We start from the raw sequence: 14,197 nt of genomic DNA on the forward strand, positions 1-14,197 counted from the left end.
TTCAAGATCGGCGCGGAAGCGAGCACTCGCGTGAGCCGACGGCCGAGGAGAGGGCTCAAAACGCTGCAAGACGTCCGAGAGATCGGCCGGGGGCCGCCGAGGTCCGAGGGCTTTTGAACCGCGAGCGGTTCGGAGGCGCAGGCGCCGCGGGGCCGTTGTTGAACGTCGTTCAGGTGCTGGGAGTGCTGGAACTCGGCGGTGGGTGGTTGAGGCGGGCGGACTGGAGGAGAAGGTGGTCACGTTCGGCGGTGTTGGTGGCTCGGCGGGCCGCCTCGGCGTACAGGTGGGCCGCCGTCTCCCGGGACCCGGCACGTTCCTGGAGGTAGGCGGCGACCGCCTGATAGCGGGGCAGATCCGGATCGAGGGACGCCAGGGCGGCCAGGCCCGCCCGGGGGCCGTCCGCCTCGCCGACGGCTACCGCGCGGTTCAGGTGGACGACGGGACTATCCGTGAGGCGGGCCAGCTCGTCATACCACTCGACTATCTGGACCCAGTCGGTCGAGGACGCGGTCGGGGCGTCGGCGTGCAGGGCGGCGATGGCGGCCTGGGCCTGGAACTCGCCGAGCCGGTCGCGGGACAGGGCGGTCTGGAGGATCCGCACACCCTCGGTGATCAGGCTCGTGTCCCAGCGGGTGCGGTCCTGTTCGGCGAGCGGGATCAGGGCGCCGTGTGCGGTGGTGCGGGCGGCGCGCCGGGCGTGGTGCAGCAGCATCAGTGCGAGCAGCCCGTGCACCTCGGGGTGGTCGAGGACGGCGGCCAGGTGTCGGGTCAGCCGGATCGCCTCGATGACCAGGTCGACGTCGCCGGTGTACCCCTCGTTGAAGACCAGGTACAGCACCCGCAGGACGGTGGACACGTCGCCGGGCTTGTCGAACCGTACCCCGGCAATCGTCTTCTTCGCCCGGCTGATCCGCTGTGCCATGGTCGTTTCGGGCACCAGGTAGGCGGCGGCGATCTGCCGGGTGGTGAGACCGCCGACAGCACGCAGGGTGAGCGCGACCGCCGACGCGGGGGTCAGTGACGGGTGGGCGCACAGGAAGTAGAGCCGCAGTGTGTCGTCGCCGGACGGCACCGGGCCGGGCGGCGGGTCGAGGTGGGCCCGGTCCTCGCGCCGGCGGCGGGCGGTGTCGGCGCGGGTCTCGTCGAGGAACCGCCGCCAGGCCACCGTGATCAGCCAGCCGCGCGGGTCGGCCGGCGGCACCGACGGCCAGGTGCGCAGCGCTTCGACGAGGGCTTCCTGGACGGCGTCCTCGGCCGCCACGAAGTCGGCTCCGCGGCGGACGAGAACGCCGATCACCGCCGGGGTGAGGTCCCGGAGGAGAGCGTGGTTCACTCGGTGACGGTCGGCAGGTGGCTGAAGAACGGCCGTACTTCGAGCCATTCCCGCAGCGGCTCGCCGTTGACGCCGGGGGCGGCGGAGAGTTCGGCGGCCAGTTCCAGGGCCCGCTCATAGCTGTCGACGTCGATCACCATCCAGCCGGCGATCAGGTCCTTGGTCTCGGCGAACGGGCCGTCGGTGACCGGTGGGCGGCCCTCCCCGTCGTACCGGACGAAGGTGCCCTCGGGGGCGAGGGCCTGCTCGTCGACGAACTCGCCGCTCTCCCGGAGCCGGTCGGCGAAGTCGCTCATGTACTGGACGTGTGCCGCCACCTCCTCCGGCGCCCACTTGTCGATCATCACGTCGAACAGCGGCTCCGGGCCACCCCGGTAGTGCTTGAGCAGCAGGTACTTGGCCATGATGTGCGTCTCCTCGATGCCGGTACGACCCATTGTCGTCGCGTTCACACCGGGGACGGAGCCGGTTACCCGTTCTCGACATCCTCGCCGGTGAGACTTCTGATCGCCTCCCGGATCCGCGGGTAGGTGCCGCACCGGCAGATGTTACGCAGCTCGTCGAGGTCGGCGTCGGTGACCCGGCGGCCTTCGGCGGTGACCCGGCGGACCAGGTCGACGGCGGCCATGATCTGGCCGGGCTGGCAGTAGCCGCACTGGGACACGTCGTGGTCGATCCAGGCCCGCTGCATCGGATGCGGGCCGTCACCGCCGAGTCCTTCGATGGTGACGACCTCGTCGTCGGGCCGCAGATCACGGACCGGGATGGTGCACGGGGTGACGGCCCGGCCGTTGAGATGGCTGGTGCACGCCTTGCACACGCTGATGCCGCAGCCGTACTTCGGCCCGGTGATGCCGAGGATGTCCCGCAGCACCCAGAGCAGCCGCACGTCACCGTGGACGTCGACCTCGACGGGTGCACCGTTGACTCGGAAGGTGTACACACGCGCTCCTAGGAGGGGATCGGCGGGATCTGCGGCTTGGGCTGGAACGACAGCGTCCCGTGGTTGACCGGGAAGACCGTGGGCATACTGCCGGTGGCACGGGCGTACGCGCAGGCGACCGCGGCCATCGACGCCGACACGCCCAGCTCACCGGCGCCGCCGGGTTCCGTGGAGCTGTCCGGCATCACGATCACCTGTAGTGACAGCGGGGTGTTCCACTGCCGGGTGTAGAAGTAGTTGTCCCAGCTCGCCTCCAGGAAATGCCCGTCCCGCAGGTGCAGGCTGGAGGTGAGGGCCAGCGCGATGCCGTCCATCACGCAGCCCGTCATCTGCGCTTCCAGGCCTTTCGGGTTGACGGTCAGCCCGACGTCCACGGCGGCCACCACCTTGGTGACCCGTGGCCCGCCGACACCGTCGCGGATCGGCCGGTTCACCGTGGCCGGCCGGCAGTCGATCTCCACCAGGACGGCGCTGACCGCCTTGTACTCGGAGTGGAACGCGATGCCCTGCGCGGTCCCGGCCGGCATCGACCGCCCCCACTGCCCGACGGTGGCGACCTTCTCCAGGACGGCTCTCGCCCGGCCGTCCCGCAGGAAGTCGCGCCGCATCCGGTACGGGTCCCGCCCCATCCGGATCCCCAGTTGATCGATCATGAGTTCGCGCGCACAGGTGGTGTCCGGTGAATACACATTGCGCATGCTGCCGGTGTTGAATCCCTTGCCGGTCTCGCTGAGCAGCCGGCTGTGGATCCCGAACCGGTACGGCGACGTGTGGCTGAACTGGAAGAACGTCTGCGCGAACGCGGCGTCCCCGATCGGCAGCCGGGCCGCCATCGCGGTGAGCAGCTCGCCCAGCCCGTGCCCGAGATCGGTGGTGACGCTGGTGTGCCGCTGTTCGAACCCGAGGACCACATCACCGAGGTACGCGATCCGCACGCGGGACGTGGCCATCGGGTGGGTCCGCCCCTGCCGTGAGTCGTCGGCCCGGTGCCACATCAGTTTGACCGGCTTGCCGACTTTCCGGGACACCTCGGCGGCTTCCAGGGCGGCGTCGAAGAACAGTTTCCGCCCGAACGAGCCACCGCCCTCGGTGACGTGCACGGTCACCCGGTTCAGCGGTAGTCCGAGCCGGGCCGCGATGGTCTGCTGCGCCACGATCGGTGACTTGAGCGAGGCCCAGATCTCGGCCCGGTCCGGGCGTACGTCGGCGATCGCGCAGTTGGTCTCCAGCGCGCTGTTGCTGCGGAAGTGGAACGTGAACCGCCCTTCGACGAACGGGGTGAGCGGCCGGGGCCCGAGCGGGATCTCCGCCGCGGCCAGCTCCCGCAGCACGGTGGTGTCGGATCTGCCGTCGACGGTTCCGGGCCGCCAGGTGACCCGGAGAGCGCGTACCGCGTCGATGCACTGCCCGAAGGTGTCGGCACGCACCGCCACCCCGGTGGAGATCGGCACCACGTCGGTGACGCCGGGCATGGCGAGGACCTCGGCCAGGTTGTGCACCGGGCCGGGGGTGCCGTTGATGGTCGGCGCCCGGCACACCATGGCCGGTTTGGCGCCGGGCACGGCCAGGTCCATGGCGAACCTCTTGCGCCCGGTGACCGCGTCGAGCGCGTCGACGCGGTTCTGCGGGGTGCCGATGACGGTGAAACGGCTGGACAGTCGCACCGGCACCGACACGGTCCGTGGGCTGGCCGCGGCTTCGGCGAGTTTCCCGATGTCGACCCGGTCGCCACCGGGCGCACTGACGACGCCGTCGTGCAGGGTCAAGCGTTCGGTGGGCGTACCGAAATGGTGGGAAGCGGCCTGGAGCAGCCGCAGACGTGCCACCGCGGAAGCCACCCGGATCGGCGTGAACGTGGCGATCGTGGTGTTGGAGCCGCCGGTCAGCTGGTTGAAGAGCAGCTCCGGCCGGGCGTCGGCGAGGGTGACCCGGACCCGTTGCAGCGGTACGCCCAACTCGTCGGCGATCAGCATGGACGTCGACGTGGTGATGCCCTGCCCCACCTCGGCCCGCGGCAACGCGAACGAGACGGTCCCGTCGACGTTGACCTCCACGGTGATGAGTCCCGACGTCGGCAGGGCCGCCGCGGTCATGATGTCATTGAGGTCGATCAGCTCGACCGGATCGACCTCGACCGCGCGGGCGGCCGTGACCAGCACCGGCGCGGCCAGCACATAGCCGAGCAGACGCCGGCGTGGAATCGTCATCGGTTGCTCGTCGGGATCGTTATCTTCGTCTCCCGGCCCTTCGTCAGGAAGAGCAGGATGTACTGGCGGGCCGCCTCGTCCAGCACCCACGCCGCCTCCGGGACCAGCGGAAGCGGGATCAGGCCTTCGCGGAACCGGATGAGGGCCGGCCAGGCGGTGGCGATCAGCGGCCCCCAGACCGGTTCACGGCGGATGCCGTCCCAGTCCGCCACCTGATCGCCCACCAGGTACCGGGCCAGGGCGTTGACCAGCGGACGGCTGACACTGGCCGGGCTGGTCTGTTCGGCGAGCTGGCCGAGCAGGATGTCGGTGAGTTCGACACCCTCCCGGGTGGGGCCCATGTTGGGCGGCAGGATCTGGTCCGACTGGCTGTTCGCGGCCGCCCAGGTGGCCGGGACGTATTCGTCGCGGATGCCGAGCAGGTGCGCGGTGACCTGCCAGACGTGCAGGTAGGCCTGGGAGTCGGCGGCGCTGATCGGGATCTGCCAGTCCCGCATCTTGCGCATCGCGTAGGTGGGCAGGGTGTGCCAGGTGACGAGCATGTCCTCCTGGCTGATCGGGACGCCCCACTTCCAGTGCGGTGACTGTTGCAGCAGGTGCCGCACCGCTGCGTGGACCAGTCGTGTCTTGACCGCCTGGACGACGCAGTCGCCGTCCGGGCGGAACGCGTTGAGCGAGCCGACCGAGAAGCCGAGGAGGCTGGTCTTGGCGACCCGGTCCTCCATGTCGGCGCCACCCTTGGAGTAGTAGACCGACCACGCCTCCTTGGGGATGGCCGTGCTCAGCATGCCGCCGCCGACACCGTTGAGCAGGTTGAGGTAGAGGCCGCGGGACTTGTTGAACCGGGCGGCCCGTTCGAGTTTCGCGGTGTCCGCCCAGGCCGGCATCTGCCGTGCCGACTCGATGAAGTCGTACAGGTAGCGGGGCAGTCCGGCCGGGGTGGGCTGGTCGTTGCGGGTCCAGTCCCACAGGATCCGGTTGACCTCCGGCACCACGCCGCTGTCCAGCAGCTCGGCGGAGACCGGGTCGGCGGCGATGTCCCACACCTGGCGCGGGTCGATCACGTCCCCGGCGCCGGCGACGGATCCGGCCGGTGACCAGGTCCACGGGGACACGTCCCGGGAGAAGGCGGCGGGCAGGGCGAATCCGGCCGCGCCGGCCAGCACGGTACGACGGCTCAGCTCAGCCATGACGCTCCCTCGACGACGGGCGGTTGGTCACCGGGATCTCGATGCTGATCGGCCGGGCCTCGGACAGGAACAGCAGCGCCGCCTTGCGCAGGAACTCGTCGAACAGCCAATACGCCTTCGGCGCCAGCGGGAACGGCAACAGGCCTTCGCGTACGGCGATGAAAGGTCCCCAGGCGGTCCGCAGCAGGGTGTCCCACACCGGTTCACGCTGGATCTTGAGCCACCCGGCGATCTCATCCCCCAGCATGAAGCGGGTGAACGCCCCGAGGATCGGCTTGCTGAGCAGCCCGGCGTCCACCGACGAGCCCAGGTTGAGCAGGATGTCGGCGAGTTTGACGCCTTCCGGGGTGGCCCGCAAGATCGGGTCGAGGACCTGCTCGGCCTGCGAGCCGGCTTCGGCCCAGGAGTTCGGGATGTACTCCTCACGGACGCCCAGCAGGTACGCCCCGACCTGCCAGGAGTGCAGGAAGGCGGCGGACTCGGCGGCCGGGATCGGCACCTTCCAGTCGTTGAGTCTGCGCATCACGGTGGTGGGCAGGCTGTGCCAGGTGACCATGATGTCGCGCTGACTGATCGGGATGTCCTCGTCGGCGACCTTGGTCCAGTGCGGGGACTGGGGCAGCAGGTGGCGGACGGCCGCGTGGACGAGGCGGGTCTTGACCGCGGTCACGATCATCTCGCCGTCCGGGAGGTACGCGTTGACCGAGCCGATGTCGTACCCCAGTTTGGCGGTTTTGGAGATCCGGTCCTTCATGTCCGCGCCGCCCTGCGAGTAGTAGACGGCGAGGGCCTCCTTGGGGATGACGGTGCTCATCATCCCGCTCGCCAGTCCGTAGAGGACGCCCAGGTAGAGGCCGCGTTTCTCGTTGAAGTCGACGGCGGTGGCGAGTTTGCCGGGGTCGGCCCAGGCCGGGAGGCGGCGGGCGTACTCCATGAAGTCACGCAGGTCGGCGGGCAGGCCGTCGGGAAGCGCCTGGCCGTTCTTCTTCCAGGTGCGCAGCAGCTGGTTGACGCGGGGGACGTCACCGCGCTCGATCAGGTCGGCGACCAGCGGGTCGGCTTCCGGGTCCCAGACCCATCGCGGATCGGTGCCGGCCCCGACGCCGGCGATCGATCCGGAGGGTGCCCAGGTCCATCCGACGGCCGCGCCGAGGGCGCCCGCTTTCAGTACGTTCCGCCTGCTGAGAGGTTCCACGATCATCTCCTGATACGGTGAAACACGACTTGCTTCGGTGTATCAGCCAGGACAGCATAAGTTAATCAAGAATCACAAGGGGGCATCGATGGATTCCTTACTCTGGCGAGCCCTGAACGGCGACCCCCAAGACGCTGACCTGGACGAAGTCGGCGCCCGGCTGCTCGACACGGCCTACGACCAGTTCTGCCGAATCGGCATCCGCCGCACCACCATGGAAGACGTCGCCCGCCGCGCCGGAGTCTCCCGGATCACCGCGTACCGCCGGTTCGCCGGCAAGGACGCCCTCGTCGAACAGGTGGTCCGGCGCGAGTTCCGGCGCTACTTCGACCGCTTCCGGATCGACATCAGACAGGCCCGGACCGTCGCCGACCGGGTGGAGCTGGGATTTGTCAGCTCGTTGCAGGCGATCCGCGGCAACCCGCTGATCGGCGGCCTGATGGCGGCGGAACCCGACCTCCTGGTCCCCTCGATGATCAGCGACGGCGGCCAGACCCTGTCCACCGTCCAGCGGTTCGTGGCCGGCCAGCTGCGACGCGAACAGGCCGGCGGCCACCTCTCCCCCGACGTCGACGTGGACCTGGTCGCCGAACTGTGGGTGCGCCTGTCCGCGTCGTTCCTGGCCATCCCCGGCCGGGTCGTCGACATGGACGACACCGCCCAGCTGGCAGCGGTGGCCCGCCGCTACCTGGTCCCGATGCTGGACGCCGGCCGCCTCGCCGGCTGACCCGCCGCACCAGCACAGTCCCGGCCGCCCGGTCATAGCCTCCGCCTATGACCGTGGACCGGTATTGATCGCTACCGGGCCCGGCCGCGCGGGCGAAGGCTGAGACGGTGAACGTCCTCGCCCACCACCGTGCACCGGCACTCGGCACCGGAGTCGTCGCCGCCGTTCTGCTGGGACTCGCCGCAACCGCCGCCGCCACGGTGCTCCCACTGGTCGGAGCGCCGGTCATCGCGATCGTCGGCGGTGTGCTGCTGAGCCCGCTGATCCGCCGCGTGAGCCCCGGCCGGGAACCGGCCGCCGGACTCGATCGCGCCGCCGGCCCCGCACTGCGACTGTCCGTGGTGCTGCTCGGCACCCAGCTGTCCCTCGGCGAGGTGGTCACCGTCGGCACCCGGTCACTGCCAGTGATGCTCAGCACGCTCGGTGTCTGCCTGCTGCTGGCGGTGCTCCTCGGCCGGTGGCTCGGCGTGTCCCGCGACCTGCGGACGCTGATCGGCGTCGGCACCGGCATCTGCGGCGCCTCGGCCATCGCGGCGGCCACCCCGGCGATCCGGGCCAAGAGCGACGACGTGACGTACGCGATGTCGACGATCTTCCTGTTCAACGTGGCCGCCATGCTGGCCCTGCCCCCGATCGGGCACGCGCTCGGGCTCAGCCAGGAGGCGTTCGGGCTGCTGGCCGGCACCGCCGTCAACGACACCAGCTCGGTGGTCGCGGCGGCCGGCGCCTACGGGCCCGAAGCCCTCGACCAGGCGGTGGTCGTCAAACTCGCCCGCTCCCTGATGATCATCCCGGTGGTGTTCGTGCTCGGTCTCACCCAGCGCGGCGGCGGACGGGGGCGGCTCGTCCCCTGGTTCCTGATCGGCTTCCTGATCCTGGCCGAATTCAACACCTTGGGACTGATTGCGTACGACGTACAGAACGCCCTGCGGCATGTCGCCCTCCTGCTGATCGCCGTCGCCATGGCCGCGATCGGGTCACGGACCGACCTGGGCGCGATACGGCGGGTGGGCGTACGGCCGCTGCTCCTGGGTTTGATCCTCTCCCTTGCGGTCACCGTCACCAGTCTCGTGGCGCAGCACCTGACCGGTGGACCACTGTGACAGACTGCGCGCGATGCCACTGCCGCCCTGGATCAGCGATCTACCGGCGCTCGACCTGCTGATCTCGGTGGCCGAGACGGGCAGTGTCGGGCGTGCGGCCCGGGCGCACGGCATCACCCAGCCCAGCGCCAGCGCACGCCTCGCCCGGCTGGAACGACGGCTCGGCGTGTCCCTGCTGGTCCGCTCCCGCACCGGCAGCCTGCTCACCCCCGCCGGAGAAGCCGTCGTCGCCTGGTCACACGGAGTGATCGACGCGGCGCGGACCCTCGCCGACGGTGTCCTCACCCTGCGCGCCGACCGGCAGGCCCGGCTGCGCGTCTCGGCCAGCCTCACCGTCGCCGAGCACCTGCTGCCCACCTGGCTGCTCGCCCTCCGCCGCACCCACCCCGGCCTGGACATCGCGGTCGACGTGGCGAACAGTCACGGCGTCGTCGCGGCGGTCCGCTCCGGCGCCGCCGACCTCGGTTTCGTGGAGACCCCGCACCCGCCCGCCGACCTGAACGCCCGCCCGGTCGGCGAGGACCGGCTGGCCCTGGTCGTGACCGCGAACTATCCGCTGGCCGGCCGGGCACTGCGCCCCACCGACCTGGCCGACCAGCCGCTGCTGCTGCGCGAACCCGGCTCCGGCACCCGCGACACCTTCCTCAGCCGCCTGGAACAGGTCCTCGGCCACCCGCCGGTGCTGCCGCACGCGATCAGTCTCGGCTCCACCACCACGATCCTGGCCACCGTCCGCGCCGGCGGCGGCATCGGCGTGATCAGCGCCCGGGCGGCCGCCGCCGGAGTGTCGGCCGGAGAACTCACCGAGATCCACATCGCCGGGCTGGCACTGACCCGGCCCCTGCACGCGCTGTGGCTCGGCCACACCCCGACCGCGCTGGCCACCGAGATGCTCACCATCGCCTCTTCCGTCGATTGATCGATGGTCGTATCCTCCGGGGGCCGTTGCGGAGTCACGACTTCGCATCCACGGCCTCAGTCCACGGGGGAGTTTTCATGCGGCTTCTGCTGACCATCGCCGCCGGCTTACTGGCCGGCGGCATCGCCGTCACCGGTCCGGCCACCGCGGCCGACACCGACGACTGCGTGAAGGGCGCCGACGCCGCGCTGGCGGTCGTATGGGACGGCCCGGCCGGCACCGCCTCGGTGACCACCACCAAGCCGCTGTGCGCCGGCGAGCAGGTCCCGGTGCTGCTGGCCTCCTACACGTCGCAGCGCTATCTGTACGACGCGACCAGCCACACAAATGTGACATCCGCGGCGCCCACAGTGGAGCTGACGGTCGAGACACCCGGCTGCCAGCACCGGATCAACGTGGTCCGCGGCACCGTCGCCGAACCGGTCCTCGCCGACCCCGCCGGCCGCCTCACCGATCTCGCCGTCGACCTCAGCACGCCGGTCGGCTACGAGGGCGGCACCGGAGCCTGCGCCCCCGCCCCGGCGGTGACGTTCATCTCGGCCTGCGACGGCAAGCTGACCGCCACCCTCGCCAACGGGGCGGCGGCCAACGTGGACGCGGTGTTCTACGTCAAGCAGGCCAAGGACGGGGTGTGGTCCACGATCCGGGTGCCCGCCGGCAAGAACGTGATGGCGCCACGGCCGGCCCAGGTCGACCCGTTCACCATCCGGGACAACAGCGGCCGGTCGTCGGAGGGCCGCTGGCAGAAACCGGCCAACTGCTCGTCGCCGTCACCGTCGGCATCGGCATCGGCATCGGCATCGCCGTCGGCGTCGTCCTCCCCGTCCGCGTCACCGTCCGCCTCGGTGTCGAAGTCCCCGTCAGCGTCACCGTCGGTGTCGGTCTCTCCGTCACGGTCGGTCAGTGTGAGCCCCTCGGTCTCCCGCACGCCGGTCGCCAGCGGCAGCGGCTCCCTGCCCAAGACCGGCCCGAACACCATCGGCCTGGTCGGCTTCGCGGCGGCGATGCTGGCGATCGGCGGCGGCCTGATCTTCTTCACCCGCCGCAAGTCCTCCTGACCCCCCGATCCACGTGATCCGCGCCGGCGTTTCGCATCCCGGCACGGTTCCGGCAGTGCTCCCCACCGGCCAAGGCCTGCCCGCCCCAGTCCGACGTCTCACATCGCGGCGCGGGGTGTGACGCTCGCCTGACCCACGCCGGCGTTTCGGGTCGCGGCATGGAGTGAAACCACCCGCCGACCCACACCGGCGTTTCGGGTCGCGGCTCGGGGTGAGCCGTCCACACGACCGGCCCACGCCGACGTTTCGCGTTGCTGCTCGGGATGAGCCGTCCACACGACCCAGGCTGGCATTTCGCGGGCCGGGCCTGGCGCGGCCTCCGCGTTCCCACTACGCTCATCCATCGATGTCCATCGAACTGGAGGGCTCCCAGGATGAAGCGAACCGCCGCCCTCACCCTCCTCGCCGGGCTTCTCGCCGCGCCCTCCCCCGCCTCCGCTACACCCTTCGCCGCGACTCGCTCCGACACCCTCAGCACCGCGCCCTCCGCCGCGACTCGCTCCGACACCCTCAGCACCGCGCCCTCCGCCGCGACTCGCTCCGACGCGGTCAGCACCGCGCCCTCTCCTGTCGCGCCGGCTGCCCCGAGCACCGGGTCGGCGTGTGCCGGGTATGTCGGGCTGACCTTCGACGACGGGCCCACCGGTGGGAACACCGCCGCTCTGCTCGCCGCGCTGAAACGGGCCGGGCTACGGGCCACCATGTTCAACACCGGACAGAACGTGGACGCTGATCCGGGACTGGCCAAGGCCCAGGTGCGGGCCGGCATGTGGCTGGGCAACCACTCATGGGACCACCCGTTCATGACCCAGCTGACCGAAACCGAACAGTCCACTCAGATCACCCGGACCCAGGACGCCATCGCGCGGGTCACCGGGGTGCGGCCCGAACTGTTCCGGCCGCCCTACCTGGACACCGACGACGCGCTGCGGGCGGTCGAGCGGCGGTTCGGGCTCACCGAGATCAACACCGACGTCGACTCCCGGGACTGGGACGGCGCCTCCGTCGACCAGATCGTGGCCGCCGCCGGGCAGCTCACCGACGGTGACGTCATCCTGTTGCACGACTGGCCGCCGAACACCGTCGCCGCCATCCCACGCATCGCCGCCACGCTCAGGCACAACCGGCTCTGTTCCGGGCGGATCTCGGCGGTCACCGGCCGGGCCGTCGCTCCCGGCACCCGGGCGCTGGCCGGGGTGCACACCGCCGGGCGGGTGGAGGATCGCGGCACCGGCGCGCGGCACACCTGGCCGGGCGTCTACTTCGAGGGCCGGGTCCGCGGCGGCAGTGTCGGGATCGTGCTCGACGACGCGGTCAACGACTACGAGCTCCGCATCGACGACCGCCCTCCGGTCAACCTGGTCACGCCGGGCCGCACCACTCACTGGGTGCGTGATCTGGGGCCGGGCGTGCACACCGTGCGGGTCGCCAAACGCACCGAGAGTCCCTGGTCTCCCGGCCTGTTCGGTGGGTTCGTCGCCGGTGCGGGCGGGGCGGTCCTGACGGCACCGGCCGCCCGCACCCGGCAGATCGAGTTCATCGGGGATTCGTGGACCGCCGGATACGGCAACACGTCGACTGTCCGCGATTGTTCAGCGACCGGTGGCATCGACCGCAACACCAACGCCGACCAGAGCTTCGGCGCGCTGACCGCCCGCTCCCTGAACGCCGACTACCAGCTCAACGCCTGGTCCGGCCGGGGCATGGTGCGCAATTACGACGGCGGGGATCCCGGAACCGACTACCGCACGTACTACCCCCGCACCCTCCAAGCCGCCGACCCCGCCGTCTGGCCCCGCCCGCGCACCTGGAAGCCCCAGGTGATCGTTATCGGCCTCGGCATCAACGACTTCTCCACACCCGTGCACCCCGGCGAACCGTGGCCGGACGAGACCGCCCTGGCCGCCGCGTTCACCGAGGCGTATCAGGGTTTCCTGGAGCAGTTGCGCGAGCGATATGGCTCCCGGTCCCATCTCGTGCTCACCTATCCCACGCTGTGGAACACCACGGCTCTGGCCGACGCCGTCGAGCAGATAGCCGCGTCCGGTGGTCCCCGGGTGCATGCCCTGCACTACGACCTGCCCCTCGACCTGCTGGGCTGCGACTGGCACCCGTCCGCCGCCGACCATCAGCTGCTGGCCGGCCGCCTGACGGCATACCTGCGAACCCTCCCGTGGTGATTTCGGGCGCGGAGCGAGCCGGAAATCACCACGCGAACGCAGCCCGTCTCGATTCGGTCCGGTCCAGGCCGGCCGGCGTCTCCCCAGAGGACTCTCTCAACTCTCCCGAGGACTCTCTCGGCTCTCCCGAGGGCTCTCGACTCTCCCGAGGGCTCTCTCGACCGCGCTGGCCGGAGCCGGACGGGAAGGGACTGATCAGAGTCGGACAGGGGCGGCGTTTCGGTGACCGGCGCATTCGCCCGGCGGTCGCTGGGCGGTCCGGGGGTTCGCCCACGTCGCGCGGACGACGCGGGGCGGCCCGGTTTCTGGGGGGCCGACTGGCGTACCCGAGCAGGGTTGGGAACGACGCCGGGCCTGGTGTGACGCGGACCGGGGCGGTGAATGGCGACCGCGCCCGGTCCGTGGGGGGAAGTTACGGTTTGCGGCCTACCGCGGTCCACACGTTGATGTCGGTGCGGGCCGGGATCTCGGTGCCGGGTTCGGGGCGCCACTCGCTGGCCGGGACCACGCCGGGCTCGACCAGTTCCAGGCCGTCGAACAGAGCCGACACCTCGTCGAACGGGCGGGTCCAGACATCCGAGCGGCCGGTGCGCACCAGCTCCTCGTAGAGGGCCTGCTGTTCCGGGCTACCGAAATCGGACGTCGCGTGGGTGGCGACCAGGTAGCTGCCGGACGGCAGGGCGTCCAGCAGCGTCCGGACGATCGGCTGGGCGGCGCCGGTGCCGTGGATGAAATGCAGTACCGCGATCAGCATGAGGCCGACCGGCTGCTTCAGGTCGAGAGTGTCGGCCAGCACCGGATGGGCCAGGATCGCCTCCGGATCGTTCAGGTCGGCCTCGATGTACGAGGTCCGCCCCTCCGGACTGCTGTTGAGCAGCGCACGGGCGTGCACCATGACGAGTGGATCGTTGTCCACATAGACGACCCGGCTGTCCGGTGCGATCCGCTGCGCCACCTGGTGGGTGTTGTCGGCGGTCGGCAGGCCGGTGCCGATGTCGAGGAACTGCCGGATCCCGGCCTCCTCGGTGAGGAACCGGGTGGCCCGCCGCAACAGGGCGCGGTTGGCCAGCGCCCCCAGCCGGACCTTCGGGAAATGCCTCTCCAACTCGTCACCGGACGCCCGGTCGGCGGCGAAATTGTCCTTGCCGCCCAGCCAGTAGTTGTAGCGGCGGGCGGGGTGGGGCTGACTCGGGTCGATTCCGCGGGGAGCCGCGCTGCTGTCGTCCACGCTGACATCCAACACCGACAGTCACGATCACGCCAGATGGTGATGGATCATCTCGTGGATCTCTTCGACGGCTTCTCCGGCACCGCCCGGCTCGGGCTGGGGCCGGCCGCGGTG

The 14,197-nt window shown here is 70.7% G+C and carries 12 protein-coding genes; 5 read left to right on the forward strand and 7 right to left on the reverse strand.

Annotated features, from left to right (window positions below):
- Positions 1 to 169: 169 nt before the first annotated feature.
- The 6 genes from ACQ0O7_RS22620 to ACQ0O7_RS22645 form a co-directional block, all read right to left on the reverse strand.
- Complete coding sequence (locus ACQ0O7_RS22620; protein ID WP_430784155.1) at positions 170 to 1,333, reverse strand: RNA polymerase sigma factor; 1,164 nt, start codon at positions 1,331 to 1,333, stop codon at positions 170 to 172.
- On the reverse strand, positions 1,330 to 1,737 hold the full coding sequence (locus ACQ0O7_RS22625) for a YciI family protein (RefSeq protein ID WP_430784251.1): 408 nt from the start codon (positions 1,735 to 1,737) through the stop codon (positions 1,330 to 1,332). The genes ACQ0O7_RS22620 and ACQ0O7_RS22625 overlap by 4 nt, the downstream gene beginning before the upstream one ends.
- 65 nt (positions 1,738 to 1,802) lie before the next feature.
- Positions 1,803 to 2,276, reverse strand: a complete 474-nt coding sequence (locus ACQ0O7_RS22630; RefSeq protein ID WP_430784156.1) for a (2Fe-2S)-binding protein — start codon at positions 2,274 to 2,276, stop codon at positions 1,803 to 1,805.
- An 8-nt stretch (positions 2,277 to 2,284) separates the two neighbouring features.
- On the reverse strand, positions 2,285 to 4,483 hold the full coding sequence (locus tag ACQ0O7_RS22635) for a molybdopterin cofactor-binding domain-containing protein (protein WP_430784157.1): 2,199 nt from the start codon (positions 4,481 to 4,483) through the stop codon (positions 2,285 to 2,287).
- The gene (locus ACQ0O7_RS22640; RefSeq protein ID WP_430784158.1) at positions 4,480 to 5,673 is read right to left on the reverse strand and encodes an oxygenase MpaB family protein; all 1,194 of its coding nucleotides are present in this window, start codon (positions 5,671 to 5,673) and stop codon (positions 4,480 to 4,482) included. The genes ACQ0O7_RS22635 and ACQ0O7_RS22640 overlap by 4 nt, the downstream gene beginning before the upstream one ends.
- Complete coding sequence (locus ACQ0O7_RS22645) at positions 5,666 to 6,874, reverse strand: oxygenase MpaB family protein (protein ID WP_430784159.1); 1,209 nt, start codon at positions 6,872 to 6,874, stop codon at positions 5,666 to 5,668. Before ACQ0O7_RS22645 ends, ACQ0O7_RS22640 begins: the two co-directional genes overlap by 8 nt.
- A gap of 82 nt (positions 6,875 to 6,956) precedes the next feature.
- Between ACQ0O7_RS22645 and ACQ0O7_RS22650 the strand changes: the two genes are divergently transcribed.
- From ACQ0O7_RS22650 to ACQ0O7_RS22670, 5 genes are all read left to right on the forward strand, one after another.
- Positions 6,957 to 7,595 (forward strand): TetR/AcrR family transcriptional regulator, encoded by a 639-nt coding sequence (locus ACQ0O7_RS22650; protein WP_430784160.1) that lies wholly within the window; start codon positions 6,957 to 6,959, stop codon positions 7,593 to 7,595.
- 107 nt (positions 7,596 to 7,702) lie between these two features.
- Complete coding sequence (locus tag ACQ0O7_RS22655) at positions 7,703 to 8,698, forward strand: YeiH family protein (RefSeq protein WP_430784161.1); 996 nt, start codon at positions 7,703 to 7,705, stop codon at positions 8,696 to 8,698.
- Between the two features lie 13 nt (positions 8,699 to 8,711).
- Positions 8,712 to 9,617: a LysR family transcriptional regulator gene (locus ACQ0O7_RS22660; protein ID WP_430784162.1), complete on the forward strand. Its 906-nt coding sequence runs from the start codon at positions 8,712 to 8,714 to the stop codon at positions 9,615 to 9,617.
- Between the two features lie 77 nt (positions 9,618 to 9,694).
- Complete coding sequence (locus ACQ0O7_RS22665) at positions 9,695 to 10,675, forward strand: LPXTG cell wall anchor domain-containing protein (RefSeq protein WP_430784163.1); 981 nt, start codon at positions 9,695 to 9,697, stop codon at positions 10,673 to 10,675.
- Positions 10,676 to 11,049: 374 nt separating this feature from the next.
- Positions 11,050 to 12,855, forward strand: coding sequence for a polysaccharide deacetylase family protein (locus ACQ0O7_RS22670; protein ID WP_430784164.1), 1,806 nt, complete (start codon positions 11,050 to 11,052; stop codon positions 12,853 to 12,855).
- Positions 12,856 to 13,267: 412 nt separating this feature from the next.
- Here ACQ0O7_RS22670 and ACQ0O7_RS22675 read toward each other — a convergent pair whose 3' ends face one another.
- Complete coding sequence (locus ACQ0O7_RS22675; RefSeq protein ID WP_430784165.1) at positions 13,268 to 14,098, reverse strand: SAM-dependent methyltransferase; 831 nt, start codon at positions 14,096 to 14,098, stop codon at positions 13,268 to 13,270.
- Between the last annotated feature and the right edge of the window lie 99 nt (positions 14,099 to 14,197).

This window comes from Actinoplanes sp. G11-F43, from assembly GCF_050589265.1.
Taxonomy (GTDB): Bacteria; Actinomycetota; Actinomycetes; order Mycobacteriales; family Micromonosporaceae; genus Actinoplanes.

Bases quoted from the DNA above. Each gene is read 5' to 3' on its own strand.
- ACQ0O7_RS22650 (WP_430784160.1), top strand. From the start codon at position 6,957: ATGGATTCCTTACTCTGGCGAGCCCTGAACGGCGACCCCCAAGACGCT.
- ACQ0O7_RS22670 (WP_430784164.1), top strand. From the start codon at position 11,050: ATGAAGCGAACCGCCGCCCTCACCCTCCTCGCCGGGCTTCTCGCCGCG.
- ACQ0O7_RS22645 (WP_430784159.1), bottom strand. From the start codon at position 6,874: ATGATCGTGGAACCTCTCAGCAGGCGGAACGTACTGAAAGCGGGCGCC.
- ACQ0O7_RS22660 (WP_430784162.1), top strand. From the start codon at position 8,712: ATGCCACTGCCGCCCTGGATCAGCGATCTACCGGCGCTCGACCTGCTG.
- ACQ0O7_RS22665 (WP_430784163.1), top strand. From the start codon at position 9,695: ATGCGGCTTCTGCTGACCATCGCCGCCGGCTTACTGGCCGGCGGCATC.
- ACQ0O7_RS22640 (WP_430784158.1), bottom strand. From the start codon at position 5,673: ATGGCTGAGCTGAGCCGTCGTACCGTGCTGGCCGGCGCGGCCGGATTC.
- ACQ0O7_RS22635 (WP_430784157.1), bottom strand. From the start codon at position 4,483: ATGACGATTCCACGCCGGCGTCTGCTCGGCTATGTGCTGGCCGCGCCG.
- ACQ0O7_RS22625 (WP_430784251.1), bottom strand. From the start codon at position 1,737: ATGGCCAAGTACCTGCTGCTCAAGCACTACCGGGGTGGCCCGGAGCCG.